Annotated in this window: 19 protein-coding genes; 7 read left to right on the plus strand and 12 right to left on the minus strand. The window is 42.2% G+C overall.

Annotated elements, in window-relative coordinates; genetic code table 11:
• From V7K36_RS15865 to V7K36_RS15890, 6 genes are all read right to left on the minus strand, one after another.
• Window positions 1-469, minus strand: a 469-nt coding sequence (locus V7K36_RS15865; RefSeq protein WP_335117242.1) for a tetratricopeptide repeat protein, incomplete at its 3' end; no start/stop codon positions are given.
• Window positions 469-651 (minus strand): hypothetical protein, encoded by a 183-nt coding sequence (locus tag V7K36_RS15870; protein ID WP_335117244.1) that lies wholly within the window; start codon window positions 649-651, stop codon window positions 469-471. The genes V7K36_RS15865 and V7K36_RS15870, both read right to left, overlap by 1 nt.
• A 157-nt stretch (window positions 652-808) precedes the next feature.
• Window positions 809-1114, minus strand: coding sequence for a type II toxin-antitoxin system RelE/ParE family toxin (locus V7K36_RS15875; RefSeq protein ID WP_335117246.1), 306 nt, complete (start codon window positions 1112-1114; stop codon window positions 809-811).
• 2 nt (window positions 1115-1116) lie between these two features.
• The gene (locus V7K36_RS15880) at window positions 1117-1377 is read right to left on the minus strand and encodes a ribbon-helix-helix domain-containing protein (RefSeq protein WP_335111614.1); all 261 of its coding nucleotides are present in this window, start codon (window positions 1375-1377) and stop codon (window positions 1117-1119) included.
• A gap of 44 nt (window positions 1378-1421) precedes the next feature.
• Window positions 1422-2729, minus strand: a complete 1308-nt coding sequence (locus V7K36_RS15885; RefSeq protein WP_335117249.1) for a Rid family detoxifying hydrolase — start codon at window positions 2727-2729, stop codon at window positions 1422-1424.
• 110 nt (window positions 2730-2839) lie between these two features.
• Window positions 2840-3271: an NUDIX hydrolase gene (locus V7K36_RS15890; RefSeq protein ID WP_335117251.1), complete on the minus strand. Its 432-nt coding sequence runs from the start codon at window positions 3269-3271 to the stop codon at window positions 2840-2842.
• Between the two features lie 148 nt (window positions 3272-3419).
• On the opposite strand from V7K36_RS15890, the gene malQ reads away from it, so the two are divergent.
• Entirely contained in the window at window positions 3420-4928 is a 1509-nt protein-coding gene (malQ, locus tag V7K36_RS15895; RefSeq protein WP_335117253.1) for a 4-alpha-glucanotransferase, read from the plus strand.
• Window positions 4929-5144: 216 nt separating this feature from the next.
• On the opposite strand, the gene V7K36_RS15900 is transcribed toward malQ, so the two are convergent.
• Together V7K36_RS15900 and V7K36_RS15905 are read right to left on the minus strand one after the other, a co-directional pair.
• Window positions 5145-5957: a helix-turn-helix domain-containing protein gene (locus tag V7K36_RS15900; RefSeq protein WP_335117255.1), complete on the minus strand. Its 813-nt coding sequence runs from the start codon at window positions 5955-5957 to the stop codon at window positions 5145-5147.
• Window positions 5932-6744 (minus strand): pseudouridine synthase, encoded by an 813-nt coding sequence (locus V7K36_RS15905; protein WP_335117257.1) that lies wholly within the window; start codon window positions 6742-6744, stop codon window positions 5932-5934. The genes V7K36_RS15900 and V7K36_RS15905 overlap by 26 nt, the downstream gene beginning before the upstream one ends.
• Before the next feature lie 99 nt (window positions 6745-6843).
• Here V7K36_RS15905 and V7K36_RS15910 point away from each other — a divergent pair, with 99 nt between their 5' ends.
• Window positions 6844-7557: an LmeA family phospholipid-binding protein gene (locus V7K36_RS15910; protein ID WP_335117259.1), complete on the plus strand. Its 714-nt coding sequence runs from the start codon at window positions 6844-6846 to the stop codon at window positions 7555-7557.
• 345 nt (window positions 7558-7902) lie between these two features.
• Here the strand turns inward: V7K36_RS15910 and V7K36_RS15915 are convergent, their stop codons facing one another.
• The 3 genes from V7K36_RS15915 to cbiT all read right to left on the minus strand — a co-directional run bounded on the left by V7K36_RS15915 (window position 7903) and on the right by cbiT (window position 9697).
• A complete protein-coding gene (locus V7K36_RS15915) occupies window positions 7903-8784 on the minus strand; it encodes a phosphatidate cytidylyltransferase (protein WP_335117359.1) in 882 nt (293 codons plus the stop codon).
• Between the two features lie 116 nt (window positions 8785-8900).
• Window positions 8901-9032, minus strand: coding sequence for a hypothetical protein (locus V7K36_RS15920; protein WP_334831637.1), 132 nt, complete (start codon window positions 9030-9032; stop codon window positions 8901-8903).
• Window positions 9033-9094: 62 nt separating this feature from the next.
• Window positions 9095-9697: a precorrin-6Y C5,15-methyltransferase subunit CbiT gene (cbiT, locus tag V7K36_RS15925; protein ID WP_335117261.1), complete on the minus strand. Its 603-nt coding sequence runs from the start codon at window positions 9695-9697 to the stop codon at window positions 9095-9097.
• A gap of 94 nt (window positions 9698-9791) precedes the next feature.
• Between cbiT and V7K36_RS15930 the strand changes: the two genes are divergently transcribed.
• Entirely contained in the window at window positions 9792-11222 is a 1431-nt protein-coding gene (locus V7K36_RS15930; protein WP_335117263.1) for a serine/threonine protein kinase, read from the plus strand.
• A 9-nt stretch (window positions 11223-11231) separates the two neighbouring features.
• On the opposite strand, the gene V7K36_RS15935 is transcribed toward V7K36_RS15930, so the two are convergent.
• Entirely contained in the window at window positions 11232-11354 is a 123-nt protein-coding gene (locus V7K36_RS15935; RefSeq protein WP_335117265.1) for a hypothetical protein, read from the minus strand.
• Between the two features lie 236 nt (window positions 11355-11590).
• Between V7K36_RS15935 and V7K36_RS15940 the strand changes: the two genes are divergently transcribed.
• From V7K36_RS15940 to tatA, 4 genes are all read left to right on the plus strand, one after another.
• Window positions 11591-12676 (plus strand): DNA-methyltransferase, encoded by a 1086-nt coding sequence (locus tag V7K36_RS15940; protein WP_335117267.1) that lies wholly within the window; start codon window positions 11591-11593, stop codon window positions 12674-12676.
• 387 nt (window positions 12677-13063) lie between these two features.
• On the plus strand, window positions 13064-13291 hold the full coding sequence (locus V7K36_RS15945; protein ID WP_334831644.1) for a DUF2188 domain-containing protein: 228 nt from the start codon (window positions 13064-13066) through the stop codon (window positions 13289-13291).
• A 107-nt stretch (window positions 13292-13398) separates the two neighbouring features.
• On the plus strand, window positions 13399-13596 hold the full coding sequence (locus V7K36_RS15950) for a KTSC domain-containing protein (RefSeq protein WP_334831646.1): 198 nt from the start codon (window positions 13399-13401) through the stop codon (window positions 13594-13596).
• 446 nt (window positions 13597-14042) lie between these two features.
• Complete coding sequence (gene tatA, locus V7K36_RS15955; RefSeq protein ID WP_196527662.1) at window positions 14043-14216, plus strand: twin-arginine translocase TatA/TatE family subunit; 174 nt, start codon at window positions 14043-14045, stop codon at window positions 14214-14216.
• Window positions 14217-14218: the final 2 nt, after the last annotated feature.

Consider the following 14218-nt stretch of genomic DNA (forward strand, 5'->3'; position numbering starts at 1 on the left):
CCCAGTCAAGTTTGGGGTTAAGTTCAATGGCGCGGTCAAAATCTTCTAGGGCTTCTGGGTAACGCTCCATTGATTGGTAAGTTTGACCACGACTTGCGATCACCCAGTCAAGTTTGGGGTTAAGTTCAATGGCGCGGTCAAAATCTTCTAGGGCTTCTGGGTAACGCTCCATTGATTGGTAAGTTTGACCACGACTTGCGATCACCCAGTCAAGTTTGGGGTTAAGTTCAATGGCGCGGTCAAAATCTTCTAGGGCTTCTGGGTAACGCTCTATTAAGCGGTAAATTTCACCGCGAAGTGCGATCGCCCAGTCATATTTGGCAATAGCGCGGTCAAAATCTTGTAGGGCTTCTGGGTAACGCTCCATTAAGCGGTAAGTTTGACCGCGATTTGCGATCGCCCAGTCATATTTGGGGTTAAGTTCAATGGCGCGGTCAAAGTCTTGTAGGGCTTCTTCGTAACGCTTCATTAAGCGGTAAGTTTGACCGCGATGTGTGATCGCCCAGTCATACCCATCTTTAGCATTCTTCGCCGATCTTCAGGGGTCAAATCAACCAAAAATGGTAACTTTTCTTTAATTGTAGCGATCGCCTGCATGACTGCTTCTTTGTCTGCTGGGGCTAGGTTGGCACTGATGCGATTTTCTGCCATTTTTAATACTCCTTTAGGATACTTAATTTCAGTATCCCCAAAATTATGGAGGCGATCGCCATTGTTGAGAGGTAATTAACACAGTTTTATCTGCACTTTACAGCAAGCCAAAGAACATCTTTATATTTTTTCATCCTAGTTAACAAAATTTTTTGCTTTACTCTTCATCCGACTCTGCAAATAAAGATTCTAAATCTTGACGACCGCTGACAACGCGCAAAATTTTTACCCCATCATCAATCACTTGGTACAGAATTACATATCCATCTAGCGGCAAGCCACGTAATGAAGGTTTAATATGAGCATAGCTGCGTCCCATATTTGGAAACACCGCTAAATTTTGACATTTATTGTTAAATTCTCTAAATAGTTTTTCTCCTGCTTCCAGGTTTTGGATTAAAAAGTAATCAGAAATTTCATTTAAGTCGCGACTAGCAGATAGTGAAATGACATAGCGACTCATTACTAAGCCTCACGCGCCTTTTGGAATTTTTCGAGGATCTGCATCACTACAGTTTCACCATCCAAAACTTCCCCTCGTTCAATTTCAGCAATTGCGACATCAACTTTTTGCCGGGTTTCTTCCACCCATTGGACATACTCAGAATTTAATTTTTCTAGCAGTTGAAATGCTACATCAAGAACTTCATCTGCATTCGTAAATTTCCCACTAGCAATTTGGGCTTGGATAAATTGCTCATGTTCAGGTTTGAGTTTAATGTTCATGATTTATCTCTCTGAAATCAGCTTTAGCAATTGTTCTATTTCTCCTAACCGCTAATCACAGCGATCGCATCAATTTCTACCAACACATCTTTAGGTAAGCGCGATACCTGAACACAAGCCCGCGCTGGGGCTGTATCTTCCGGAAAATATTTAGCATATACGGCATTCACCGCCGCGAAGTCATTCATATCAGCTAAAAATACGGTGGTTTTCACCACATCTTGAAAAGTCGCACCGGCTGCTGTGAGGATGGCTTCAAGGTTAGCTAATACCTGCTCAGTTTGTTTTTTGACATCATCAGTGTAGACGACATCACCAAGGCGGGGATCGATGGCAATTTGTCCAGCTATGAATAGAAATTGACCTGAAGCTGCGATCGCTTGATTATAAGGGCCGACTGGTGCGGGTGCGTTATCAGTATTAATTACTTTACGGGTCATAGATATTACTTTCTCTAACGATGTTTCCTGTTTATCGATTTCCGCCTCAGCTGCGATCGGCTTGTAGACTTCTCCATCTGGCATTATCGCACCAGTTAGGTCTGCATTTTTAAAGCTCATGCCGTAAGTTTTTGCACCAGTTAAATCTGCTCTTTTCAAATTTGCTCCATCAAGATTTGTCTTGATTAAATTTGCCCATCGCAGATTGGCTCTTTCTAAATTTGCTCCTTGGAGAAATGTTTTTGTAAAGTTTGCACTTTGAAGAGATGCTTCTGTCAAATCGACACCAGCCAAATTTATACCTGATAGATCAACTTGGTTTAAATTCGCTCTATGAAGTTTAGCTCCTTGAAGGTTAGCACTTTTCAATATTGCCTCAGTTAAGTTTGCTAGAGTTAAGTCAGATCCAGTTAAGTACGCCTGACCCAAATTTGCCTTAGTTAGATTAGCTTTACTGAGATTAGCTTCAGCTAAAGAAGCCGCAGTCAGGTTTGCACTACTAAAGTTTGCTCCACTAAAATTTGCTGTATCTAAGTTTGCATTGATTAATTGTGCATTACTTAGGTCTATAGCTGTTAGGTTTGCCTGTTCTAAGTTTGCATAATTCAAATTTGCGCTATTCAGAGTTGACCGACTTAAGTCAGCACCATAGAGGTCTGTCCAAGCAAAAATTGCTGAAGAAGCACTTACCGAATTCAACTTTGTATCTACTAAAGATGCGTTAGTGAGATTTGTACTATTAAGCTTTGCTTTGCTGAGATTTGCCCCACTTAAATCAACTCCAGTCAAATTTGCACTAGTAAGGTCTATCTCACTGAGGTCTGCACCTTTGAGATTTTCTTGACTCAAATTTACTGAATGAAATTTCCGTTCGCCTGCCGCGTATTTCTCTAAAAGTTCCTCAGCGTTCATAATGCACCTTTAAATACCACTGACACAGTATAATCACAAAAACTTTGTGTCACAGGTATTCCTCTCCCCTCCACTCTTTGCGCCCTCTGCGCGAACGCGGTTCGTCCCTCCTACCCCAACCTCGGACGTATCCCATAATGCCGATATCGCCAATAATCGCGCAAAATGCGATCGTGGTCAAAACATAAATTACCAGGCACACGCCAACACTCAAAAACTCCTACACCCTTAGCATCATCCCCAGCCACAACTTCCCCCGTAGCTGTCGCCAAAAACACAATACTAATAGTATGCTGACGCGGATCGCGATCGGGGTCAGAATACACTAGTAATTGTTCAACTAACTCCACCTGCAAACCCGTTTCTTCCTCAGCTTCTCGCCGCGCCGCCACTTCCACCGCTTCCCCATAATCCACAAAACCACCAGGAATAGCCCAACCTAAAGGTAGATTATGTCTTTCAATTAACACTATTGGCCGATGAGGTCGGTCTACTAATTCAATGATGATATCAACTGTCGGTGTAGGATTTCGGTAAGTCATAGTTATTAGTCATTAGTCATTGGTCATTAGTCATTAGTTAATCAACCAAAGACAAATGACAATCAACATGAGTTTACTTGATTTACCCTGTAAATACTGTTTCGTGATAGATTGATGCGATCGCTTCTTCCCATAATTCAGGTTAAATATGCCTTTTCCTAGATCCAGTGGCATTTTGCTGCATCCTACTTCCTTTCCCAGTCGATTTGGTATTGGAGATTTAGGCTTAGAAGCCTATCGCTTCATTGATTTTCTCAAAGAGAGCCATCAACAATATTGGCAAGTTTTACCCTTAGGCCCTACTGGATACGGCAATTCTCCGTATATGTGCTACTCCGCAATGGCAGGAAATCCTCTGCTGATTAGCCCAGAAAAACTCTTAGAAGACGGTTTGCTATCTGAAGAAGACTTTGCAAATTTACCAGGATTTCCGGTAGAAAAGGTAGATTTCAACCAGGTTGTGCCGATTAAAATTGGGCTACTCAAAAAAGCCTGTGAAAACTTTAAAGCGACTGCTACGCCTATTCAGCATAAAGAGTTTGCAGGTTTTTGTGACAGTAAAGCCTATTGGCTAGATAATTACGCCTTATTTATGGCGCTGAAAGATGCCAACCAGAATGCAAACTGGCATACATGGGAGCGAGAACTTGTCAAGCGGAAACCGGAAGCATTAGCTCAGGCAGAGGATCGGCTCAACGGAGAGATTTTTTATTACAAGTTTGTTCAATTTGAGTTTTTCCGGCAGTGGTCAGACCTGAAAAGCTACGCCAATATGCGCGGTATTGACATTATCGGCGATATCCCCATCTACGTAGCTCACGACAGTGCCGACGTGTGGGCGCATCCCGATATATTTTGCTTAGATGAAGAGACTGGAGAAGCTGCCCAAATGGCAGGGGTCCCACCGGATTACTTCAGCGCCACCGGTCAATTGTGGGGCAACCCGGTTTATAACTGGGAGGAATTGCAAAAACAAGACTTTAAATGGTGGGTACAGCGCTTTGAGGCAATGCTGGATTATGTAGATATAATTCGCATTGACCACTTCCGGGGCTTCGAGGCTTATTGGTCTGTGCCTCAAGGTGAACAAACTGCCATGAATGGTAAATGGGTCCAAGCGCCTGGAGATGCTTTTTTTGAAGTGATTAGGCAGAAGTTGGGCAAGCTACCTGTCTTAGCGGAAGATTTGGGAGTAATTACACCAGAGGTTGATGCACTACGAGATAAGTATGAATTTCCTGGGATGAAAGTTTTGCAGTTTGCCTTTGGTTCTGATCCCGATAATCCATTTTTACCATTTAATTACCCAAGAAATGCTGTAGTTTATACGGGCACTCACGATAATGACACAACTGTAGGCTGGTTCAATACAGCTAACGACAACGAAAAACAAAACCTGTTACTTTATTTAGGTTGTATTAGTCCTGAAGGCATCCACTGGGATTTAATTCGCCTAGCTTTGAGTTCCATAGCCAACCAAGCGATTATTCCTTTGCAAGATGTTTTGGGATTAGGAAACGAAGCGCGGATGAATTTTCCCAGTGTTGCTGAGGGTAACTGGGAGTGGCGCTATCAAGCAGCAGCATTGACAGAAGAATTAGGCGATCGCTTAAAAGTTCTTACGAGACTCAATGGACGCGCCCCGCAAGCACAATGAGGAGTAGGGAGTGGCGAGATGGGGAGATGAGGCAGCAAGGGAAAAAACACTCCCCCATCTTCCTCATCTCCCTCATCTTCCTCAGTCTTTTTCTTTAATTTTGAAGTTTGTTAGCGTCACGGAGAGCGAGTTCGCGTACCCCTGCGGGGAAGCAAGCTAGTAAGAGCGTCTCCTAGAGATCGTCATTTTGAATTTTGAATTGATTTCTCCCTCATCTCACAACTTAGGTTTAGCAGCAATCCTAATTTCTTCCTCCTTCCCAGGCTCTCCCATTTCCTTGGCTTTTTCTTGATTGACGCTCATCAACACACCACCAGCATTATTAGTTTTCACTGTCAATTGCTCTTGGGCTTTCCAAGTTCGGTGAGTTCCCTCTGGCAGAATACCCTCAAACTCGGTTTTGCCATCAGCTACTACGCGAATCCAAGATGATGCTTTCAAAGTGACACCAATTTGTACAGCCTGCCCCTGGTGGATGCCGCTAAGGGGATCGCTGATCGGTTGAACCTTAACTGACTCTTGTCGTTGGGCTAGTTCTGGTTTAACAACGGACTTTTGTTGTGGGTATGGCTGGTTTTGGCTATTACTTGCTTGTAGTACAGCGTTATTTAATAACTGAGATAAGCCATTTACAGAGCAGACGATTAGGAATATGTAAAGAAAGTAAAGATGAATCGGACGTAGTTGACTAAGGGGTGAAATATTTCCCATACCTTGGGGGTTCATTTGTGCAGAAGCGATCGGAAAACTGCTAGAAAATTCTACTCCATTCAAGCCGAGTGCTTCGGCAAATTGTCTGATCAAACCCTGAATATAGATTGGTTCTGGCAGTTCGTTTAAATTACCTTCTTCGATCGCCTGTAATAATCGCCGGGGAATCCTGGTCAATACAACCACTTGCTCTAGAGATAGAATCTGTTCTTGACGCAATGCCCAAAGTTTAGCGCCTAATTCTGCCAACTTTTCAGATCGTTGTTGCTCTAATGAAGGTGATGGCTGGTGATTATTCTTCTTTCTTGGCCATTTCATGGCTACTGACGCTCCTTAACTCTGCTGAATCTTTAATAGGTTGCATTATCTGCTTTTGCAAAAAGTGAATCTCATGATCTTTGAGGGAACGATATTTACCCTCATCTAAAAAGGGTTCTTTTGAAGTTTGTAATTGAATTGAACCGATAGCAGTCCGATGCAGTTTGATTACTGGGTATCCTAACTGTTGGGCTATCCGGCGTATTTGGCGATTTCTTCCCTCCTGCAACACTATTTCTAAAACGCTTTGCTCGGCACAACGTTCTATTAGCTGTACCTTGGCAGCCCTGGTTTTTCTACCCTCCAACATCACACCCTGACGCCACATTTGCAGCACTGCTTCTGGAGGATATCCTTTGACCAAAACACGATATGTCTTGGAAATACTGTGACGTGGATGGGTTAGTCCAAATGTCAGTTCTCCGTCATTTGTCAGGATTAATGCTCCTGTAGAGTCTGCATCTAAACGTCCAACTGGGTGAATACCTGAACCCTCTCGTAATTCTTTCGGTAGTAAATCTAGAACTGTCGGTCTGCGGTGAGGGTCGTAGCAAGTCGAAACCACTCCCGCAGGTTTGTGCAGCAATAGATATATTAAAGCCGGACGGTGCTTTTTCGGTACGGGTTTACCATCGATTGCGATCGCATCTTTTTCGGGATCAACTTTTTGACCTAAATGTGCCAATATCCCATTGATCTGCACCCGTGAGTCCTTAATCATTTCTTCGGCTTCACGACGTGAGGCGATACCCCATTGAGCGAGAATTTTTTGTAACCGTGCCTCCATGTGGAAATTGCTTATTTACTAACAATTAAATGATATTTGCATTTTGTAGAGAGTAGGCATAAATGTTACATTTAAAGCTTGTTTAATTAGATTGGTTAGATGCCAGAGCAAAATCCCCAAACCACAAATTCAAATAAAATCCGCATAATTACGCAGGGACTCACAACAGCACTAAAGCTCTGGTTGAGAGCGCAAGTGAGCCAAATATCGGAATTAGAAGTGGAGATTAAAGCGAGCGATCGCCAAATTTTCTCTGGGCGCATCCCCTCGGTATCTATTTTTGCTACTCATGCGGTTTATCGAGGTCTCCTGATTACACAAATTCAATTAATAGCAGAAAATATTCGGATAAATATCGGCTCGCTACTTAAGGGACAGCCACTTAAAGTGTTAGAAACAGTACCAGTGGTTGGCGATTTGATCGTAGACGAGAAGGATCTCAATGCTTCTCTCTCATCTGACTTATTATCTACTGCTTTGAGCGATTTACTGGTTAAGGTTTTACCAACACATTACCCACAGTCACAACCAATTAATTGGCAAGAAATTATCCTTGATAACAATCAAATTATACTGCGAGGCGTGAGAGTAACGAATAGTGAAACCACACCTCTAGAGATTTTTCTGGGCTTACAGTTACTCAGTGGACATGAGTTGCAAGTGGCACATATTCAAATCAAGCCTGACCAAGGAGATATATTAGCGGACAATCATGAGTACAATCTGGATCTTGGCTCAGATGTCGATATCCAAGAACTAACGCTGATCCCAGGCAAGCTGGTGTGTCGTGGACGGATTAACGTTAACCCTTGATGATTAGAAATAAAAAAATGCTAATACCCTATTTTAAATGATATGGCGTTTCTCATCCCCTGAGAGAGCAGGGCGAGATGAGGAGGACAAGGGGACAATCCCCGCTTCGTTGCTATCCCGCCTCGGAATAAAATTCCCAGGCTAATAGCTCAATTCCTCTTGAGAGGACTAAACAAGAATTTTAGTCCACTTGAGTGGACTTGAGCTATTAGCCCGGAACTTAAGTTCTGGGCGGAATGTGGGTTAGTGCAATACTTTAACTGTTACAAAAATGTGGGTAATGACAAGCCCTACAAGGGTTGGGGCTGTTCTTGTAAGGTCTGTATTGAACTCAACTGAGAACCGCTATAGAAGCGGCAACAATAGTGTCACAAAATAGTAAACCAAAGGAGCTGTGAAAATATAACTATCGGTACGGTCTAAGATACCACCGTGACCGGGAATTAACTGGCCAGAATCTTTGACACCAGCATCCCGCTTGAGCATAGATTCGGTAAGATCCCCTAAAATACTAGCAATGCCAATCAGCAAACCCAATGCTAAACCAGTGAACAGGGATCTGGGCAAGTGTAGATAATAGGCTCCTGCTATGGCTACGGCAACACTGGAGATGATACCAAAGACAGCACCTTCGACAGTTTTTTTCGGGCTAATCTCAGACAGACGGGTTTTCCCAAAGAATTTGCCAATGGTGTAAGCACCGATATCGGCTGCCCAAATACACAAAAAAGTCAGCAGTGTTGCTGTAAAACCTTGTCCTAAAGAAGCGGAATTTGCCTTTTCCCAGAAATCTGTCCAGGTTGTGGGCCAATAACCTCCGAAAGGGAGATTGCTAAAAGCAGCACTATCAATTGCTCGTAAGCGCACCCAGTAACTCGGCAAATAACCTACATAAAATAGCCCCATAATAGAAGCGGAAACATCAGCGATCGTGGCAAATTTGGGCTGGAATAGCAGGTAAAAACAAATAAGTGTGCCAGCTATTGGCATCACAGCATCAGCTAAACTGCCATCAAGGGTACAAATCATCAGTAATACTTGGCTAGCAGCCATAGTGGTTTTAGCAGCAGGAGTAATGCCTCTGGCTCGCACCAAATTAAAATATTCCTGTTGACCCAAGAAGACCACAATTGCAAACATGATGGTAAAGTACCAACCCCCCAAAAGGGTAACAGAAAGAGCAAGAGCGATCGCAACAATTCCACTAATAATCCGAGACCAAGGCATAGAAGTATTAAATATTGGGCATTGGGCATTGGGCATGGGGCATTGGGCATGGGGCATGGGGCATGGGGCATTGGGCATGGGGCATTGGGCGTTGGGCATTAGGCATTAGGCATTAATTAATTAGTTATTCTTTCTTCCACTGCTTCCCTTTCTTCCACTGCTTCCCCTGCTTCCCCTGCTCCCCCTGCTCCCCCTACTTCCTCATCTCCGTTTTTCCCCTTCCCTTGCCGCCTCTTGCAATGCCCCATGACGACAGTTGCTCCACTTGGGGAAACCCCAAGACCACACTGCCTCCCCCATGCCCCATTCCCTAATCCAGTTTCTCACCACTGAGGATAAAAATGGGATCAACGGCGGTAAAGGTTTGAGAAAAGCCGCGCGTCTCTAAGCGGTTCACCGCAGACTGTACGACTTCGATATTTCTAGCCCTTAACAGGGAAAAGCTCTGAGAAATAGCATACAGACTTTCTAGATTAGCAGCTGTGGCTACAACCCGACCGGATGGCGGCAAATAATGCCAAGCTGCTTGCAAAATGTCCTGAATGGGGCGTCCTCCCTCAATACAAACGCGGTGAGGAGTAACTTTGAGGTCATGCAAACACTCTGGGGCACTACCTTCAATTACTTCGACATTCTTCACTTCAAAGCGATCGCAGTTACGCTTGATCAGATTAGCTACTTCTTCATCCCTTTCTATAGCGATAATCTGTCCACCTGGACATAATAGCCCCACCTCTACCGGAATTGTACCTGTCCCTGCGCCAATATCCCATAACACAGAATCTGATTTTAGTCGCAGCTGGGCAATTAATAGTAGTCGGACTTCTCGCTGGCTCAGGGGAATTCCTGGCAAATGTTCAAATAATTCATCGGGAATACCAGGGGTAATATAAGGCCAAAGTTGGGAGGGCATAGAACTACGCAATTATACTAAAGATATCGGTTTGCCAAATTGAAAAGCCATAAGCGCTAAAAACTTTTCAACCCTAGCATTATCAGAAACCATAATGATTGGCGAAATATTAGGTGATGTTCACGGACAAGACGCTACGCGTCTACGCTACGAAGTTCAGCAGCTATTAGGAAAAAAAGCAGGGCGGCGGACGTTGTTAGCCCGTGATTTGCAAACTCAAGAATTAGTTGTCATCAAGTTACTCTCTTTTGGTGGTGACTTTGAATGGGATTCACTCAAGCTGTTTGAGCGGGAAGCTGAAATTTTAAAATCTTTGTCACATCCTTTAATTCCTCACTATTTAAACTATTTTGAGGTAAATTTACCAAACATCAAAGGATTTGCCCTAGTACAAACTTATATCCCTGCCCAAAGTTTAGAGCAATATTTACAAACTGGGCGAACTTTTACAGAAGCAGAAGTCAAGCAGATAGCCAAAGCACTTTTAGAGATTCTCGTTTATTTACATGGGCTGTATCCGCCTGTAATTCACCGTGATATTAAGCCTAGTAATATTTTATTGGGCGATCGCTCTGGTAATAGTATCGGTCAAATTTACCTGGTAGATTTTGGCTCAGTGCAGACTGTCCTCGCCACAGAAAGCGGGACAAGAACTGTGGTAGGAACCTATGGATATATGCCACAGGAGCAATTTGGCGGACGTACCGTTGCCGCATCTGACCTTTATAGTTTAGGTGCAACCTTAATTTATTTAGTGACGGGTACTTACCCAGCCGATTTACCCCAAAAGGATTTTCGCATTCAGTTTCAACAAGCGGCTAATCTGAGTCCCAGCTTTACCAATTGGCTAAAGTGGATGATTGAACCCAGTTTAGAACGGCGTTTGAGTTCTGCTACCGAAGCGATCGCCGCCTTAGAGAAACCACAACAGACAAACTCACCTGCTTTGATTGTTGGCAAACCAGATGGGAGTAAGATTCAACTAACCAAAAATGGGAATTCTCTAGAAATTATCGTTCCACCGACTGGTTTTGATTCATCAATAGTACTCACAGGTTTATTTGCGATCGTCTGGAATTCATTTATCTTATTTTGGACAATTGGCGCACTCTCGGCACCTTTTCCTGTCAACATCCCCTTTGCCTTGTTTTCACTTCCTTTTTGGGGTGCAGGCTTTTTCATGGTGTATAAATTTCTCTTTCATTTATTTGGACGCATCTGCTTACGCCTGAATCCAGAACAAATTACCCTAACCTGGGAGTTGTTTGCTTGGAAATTTTATCGTCCCCGTGCATCGCCAAGAAAAAGTATTACTAAGTTAGTTTACATTCCAAAACATTTTACTAAAGACTCTGAAGGCACTAGAATTGCCGTTCCAGCACAATTAGATATTTGGGTAGGAGTAAAAAAATATCAACTTGGTGGTATTAGTGGTGCTATCAAATCTGAAGCGGAACTGGAATGGCTAGCTAATGAATTAAGCGATTGGTTAGGTTTGCCAATTACCAATCCAATTAGAAATTAGTTGCGCTCATCATTGCTCTATTAAAGGTGTCCAGTTCTGTCTCGACCAGACTCGATATAGAACTTCTGTACTATTATGATTGCAGACACTTGGCACATTGCCATATTCATCCAACAAATTGATCAAAAACATAGCTAACAGTTAACAGTTAGAGCATATTTAAAAAGTATTAGGCGAATAGAATTCGCTACTACACAAGCAAAGTCCACCTCCGTGGACTAATTAATACAAAATGAAGGGTTTTTAACCCAGGTCGGTGGGTTTTGTCTGTATAGCCGCGACTTCTAGTCGCCAGGGCTAGTAATAAATTAGACTTTTATGGATAATACTGTCTTCATAGACCGTATAAATGTACTAACAAAATTGAGATGAGACTTAATTGTAACCCTTACTACGAAACAAAATTTGGTGCTGCTTATTTGGGAAACAGCCTAGAATTAATGGCAGGTATTTTCGACGAAAGTATCGACCTAATTTGTACGTCTCCACCATTTGCACTGGTTCGGAAAAAAGAATACGGAAATGTTGATGCCGATGAATATGTTGAATGGTTTAAAGATTATGCGGCAGAGTTTTACCGTATTCTTAAGCCAACAGGCTCACTGGTTATTGATATAGGTGGCAGTTGGATTAAGGGGATGCCAGTTCGTTCTCTTTATCATTTTGAACTGGTTATTGCTTTGTGCAAAGCAAAAGAAAAAGGTGGACTTGGATTTTATCTGGCACAAGAATTGTATTGGTATAATCCAGCAAAATTACCCACCCCCGCCGAATGGGTAACAGTTCGCAGGGAAAGAGTTAAAGATTCGGTAAATACAATTTGGTGGCTGTCAAAAGAACCACATCCTAAAGCTAATAATAGAAGGGTTTTAAAGCCTTATAGTGATGCAATGAAAAACCTTCTGAAGAATGGCTATAAACCCAAAGTTAGACCATCAGGCCATGATATTTCCAATAAATTTGGGAAAGACAGGGGAGGAGCTATCCCGCCGAATATTATTGATGGACGTTCTAGCACAGACAAAGAACAAATAGGGGAACAGACTCTTATACAAGAAATTTTATTTGAAGATTTAGTCCAGCCCGTAAATGTGATTTCTGCCTCGAATACTGCTTCTAACGATTATTACCAAAGGCGTTGCAAACAAGAAGGTTTTAAGCCACACCCGGCAAGATTCCCTCAAGCTTTACCAGAGTTTGTCATCAACCTTTGTACAGAACCAGGTGATATTGTTTTAGAACCTTTTGCTGGTTCTAATATGACAGGTCGAGTTGCAGAAACTTTACAAAGATGCTGGTTAGCTTTTGAGATTGATGAAGACTACATCATAAGCTCAAAACTGCGATTTGAAGAAAATGCTCCTTTAGTTGTTGAACCTCCAGCAGATTTACCATCAATAGCAACAGAAAATGCTAATAATAAAAACCACGGAGTCCAGTTAGGACTGTTTTAAAAAAGGCTCTCTCAAATTAATTGGTATTAATATTGAAATCTAAAATTGAGATTAAAATGACTTTTGAGGGGAGCATCCTAAATGTGCAAGTTTATTTTCATCCGGTATTTTGACTTAGACGGAGAATGAAATAACGAACCGCAAAGGACGCAAAGGACGCAAAGAACACAAAGGAAAGAGGTTTATACAGGGTTTTTGTAACAGTCCTCTGTCTTTTGACAAAATTGGGATGCTCCCCTTTTGAGGGAGAATAATTTTAAAAGTTGATTTTCAAAGAACAACAAAAACTATTTCATAATTATTTAATATTGTTTCTACTACAAGATACTTACATTAGTAAAGATTGTGTTAAGGTGTAAAAGTAGTTAAGTATAAATAATATCACTAATGTCTAAAGGTAAAAACCAACATATCGTCCCTCACTCTGAAGGTTGGGCAGTTAAGTCTGAGGGTGCTAGTAAGGCTACTAAAATATTCCACACCCAGCAAGAAGCCATTGAGAAAGGGCGTGAGATTGCTATTAATCAGCAGTCAGAATTATTAATACATAACCGAGAAGGGGAAATTCGAGAGCGGAACAGCTACGGCAATGACCCGCACCCGCCTAAAGGTTGAAGACTAATGCATTAGTTCAAGATGGACTGTCAGGTGAGTAATTTTACCTGACATTTATTTTTCTATAGGAATAAAGAATGCTATGAACACGAGTTAGCTCAAGCGATTTGCAAAGTGTTGGTTACGATGCCACAACTTGCACACTTGAAATTAAGTTTCATAGTCGAGGCATATATCAGTATTTTAAAGTTCCAGAAGCTATTTATAGGCGACTAATGACTGCTTCTTCACACGGGAAGTATTTTCACGCTTATATCAAAGATTTATACTCTTATCAAAAAATAGCCTTAAAGACTGCACACTAAAAGTTTCTCTATCAAGTCTAGGTAATAGCTCTATTACTAGAAACTGCTACATTTTTAGGACTTACGCATCAACTACCAAATGTAGGGGCAATCAATTCATGAATTGCCCCTACGCTAAATCAAGGCTTTCACTACTTTTTTGCGTAAGTCCTGATTTTAATTCAGCCGCAACACCTCTAGCTCTGACAAGGTTACAGGCTGAATAGACTGAGGAGATTTAGTCGCACTTTTCACGGATTTGAGTTGGTCAATCACAGACTGAGCCTCTTTTCCAGATTATGCCAAGTTGCTTTGGCAAAAGTTTTTGAGGGCAAAAAGACTTATTTATATTGATTTTATTTATACCCTGTTTCTGCAAGAGGGTCGAACGCTTATCAGTGGCGAACTCATCAGATTTGAGCCATCAATGTCTATATTTAATTACAGATGCCTTAGAGGAAATTTATATGTTTGGACTGGGATGGCCAGAAATCGCTGTAATTACCATAGTCGCTGTTCTAATTTTTGGGCCAAAAAAAATTCCCGAACTGGGAACTGCACTGGGCAAAACCCTACGAGGTTTTAAGGAGGAGATGAAAACTCCCAGTGAGGAAACCAATCAGGAAGAAGAAAAACAATGATA

It is taken from the genome of Nostoc sp. (assembly GCF_036919555.1).
Classification (GTDB): domain Bacteria; phylum Cyanobacteriota; class Cyanobacteriia; order Cyanobacteriales; family Nostocaceae; genus Nostoc.

What these genes read in the sequence shown, in the direction of transcription:
- V7K36_RS15940 (WP_335117267.1), top strand. Translation starts at nt 11,591, where the DNA reads ATGAGACTTAATTGTAACCCTTACTACGAAACAAAATTTGGTGCTGCT.
- V7K36_RS15910 (WP_335117259.1), top strand. Translation starts at nt 6,844, where the DNA reads ATGCCAGAGCAAAATCCCCAAACCACAAATTCAAATAAAATCCGCATA.
- V7K36_RS15915 (WP_335117359.1), bottom strand. Translation starts at nt 8,784, where the DNA reads ATGCCTTGGTCTCGGATTATTAGTGGAATTGTTGCGATCGCTCTTGCT.
- V7K36_RS15890 (WP_335117251.1), bottom strand. Translation starts at nt 3,271, where the DNA reads ATGACTTACCGAAATCCTACACCGACAGTTGATATCATCATTGAATTA.
- tatA (WP_196527662.1), top strand. Translation starts at nt 14,043, where the DNA reads ATGTTTGGACTGGGATGGCCAGAAATCGCTGTAATTACCATAGTCGCT.
- cbiT (WP_335117261.1), bottom strand. Translation starts at nt 9,697, where the DNA reads ATGCCCTCCCAACTTTGGCCTTATATTACCCCTGGTATTCCCGATGAA.
- V7K36_RS15870 (WP_335117244.1), bottom strand. Translation starts at nt 651, where the DNA reads ATGGCAGAAAATCGCATCAGTGCCAACCTAGCCCCAGCAGACAAAGAA.
- V7K36_RS15935 (WP_335117265.1), bottom strand. Translation starts at nt 11,354, where the DNA reads ATGTTTTTGATCAATTTGTTGGATGAATATGGCAATGTGCCAAGTGTC.
- V7K36_RS15945 (WP_334831644.1), top strand. Translation starts at nt 13,064, where the DNA reads ATGTCTAAAGGTAAAAACCAACATATCGTCCCTCACTCTGAAGGTTGG.
- V7K36_RS15930 (WP_335117263.1), top strand. Translation starts at nt 9,792, where the DNA reads ATGATTGGCGAAATATTAGGTGATGTTCACGGACAAGACGCTACGCGT.
- V7K36_RS15880 (WP_335111614.1), bottom strand. Translation starts at nt 1,377, where the DNA reads ATGAACATTAAACTCAAACCTGAACATGAGCAATTTATCCAAGCCCAA.
- malQ (WP_335117253.1), top strand. Translation starts at nt 3,420, where the DNA reads ATGCCTTTTCCTAGATCCAGTGGCATTTTGCTGCATCCTACTTCCTTT.
- V7K36_RS15900 (WP_335117255.1), bottom strand. Translation starts at nt 5,957, where the DNA reads ATGAAATGGCCAAGAAAGAAGAATAATCACCAGCCATCACCTTCATTA.
- V7K36_RS15885 (WP_335117249.1), bottom strand. Translation starts at nt 2,729, where the DNA reads ATGAACGCTGAGGAACTTTTAGAGAAATACGCGGCAGGCGAACGGAAA.
- V7K36_RS15905 (WP_335117257.1), bottom strand. Translation starts at nt 6,744, where the DNA reads ATGGAGGCACGGTTACAAAAAATTCTCGCTCAATGGGGTATCGCCTCA.
- V7K36_RS15920 (WP_334831637.1), bottom strand. Translation starts at nt 9,032, where the DNA reads ATGGGGCATTGCAAGAGGCGGCAAGGGAAGGGGAAAAACGGAGATGAG.
- V7K36_RS15875 (WP_335117246.1), bottom strand. Translation starts at nt 1,114, where the DNA reads ATGAGTCGCTATGTCATTTCACTATCTGCTAGTCGCGACTTAAATGAA.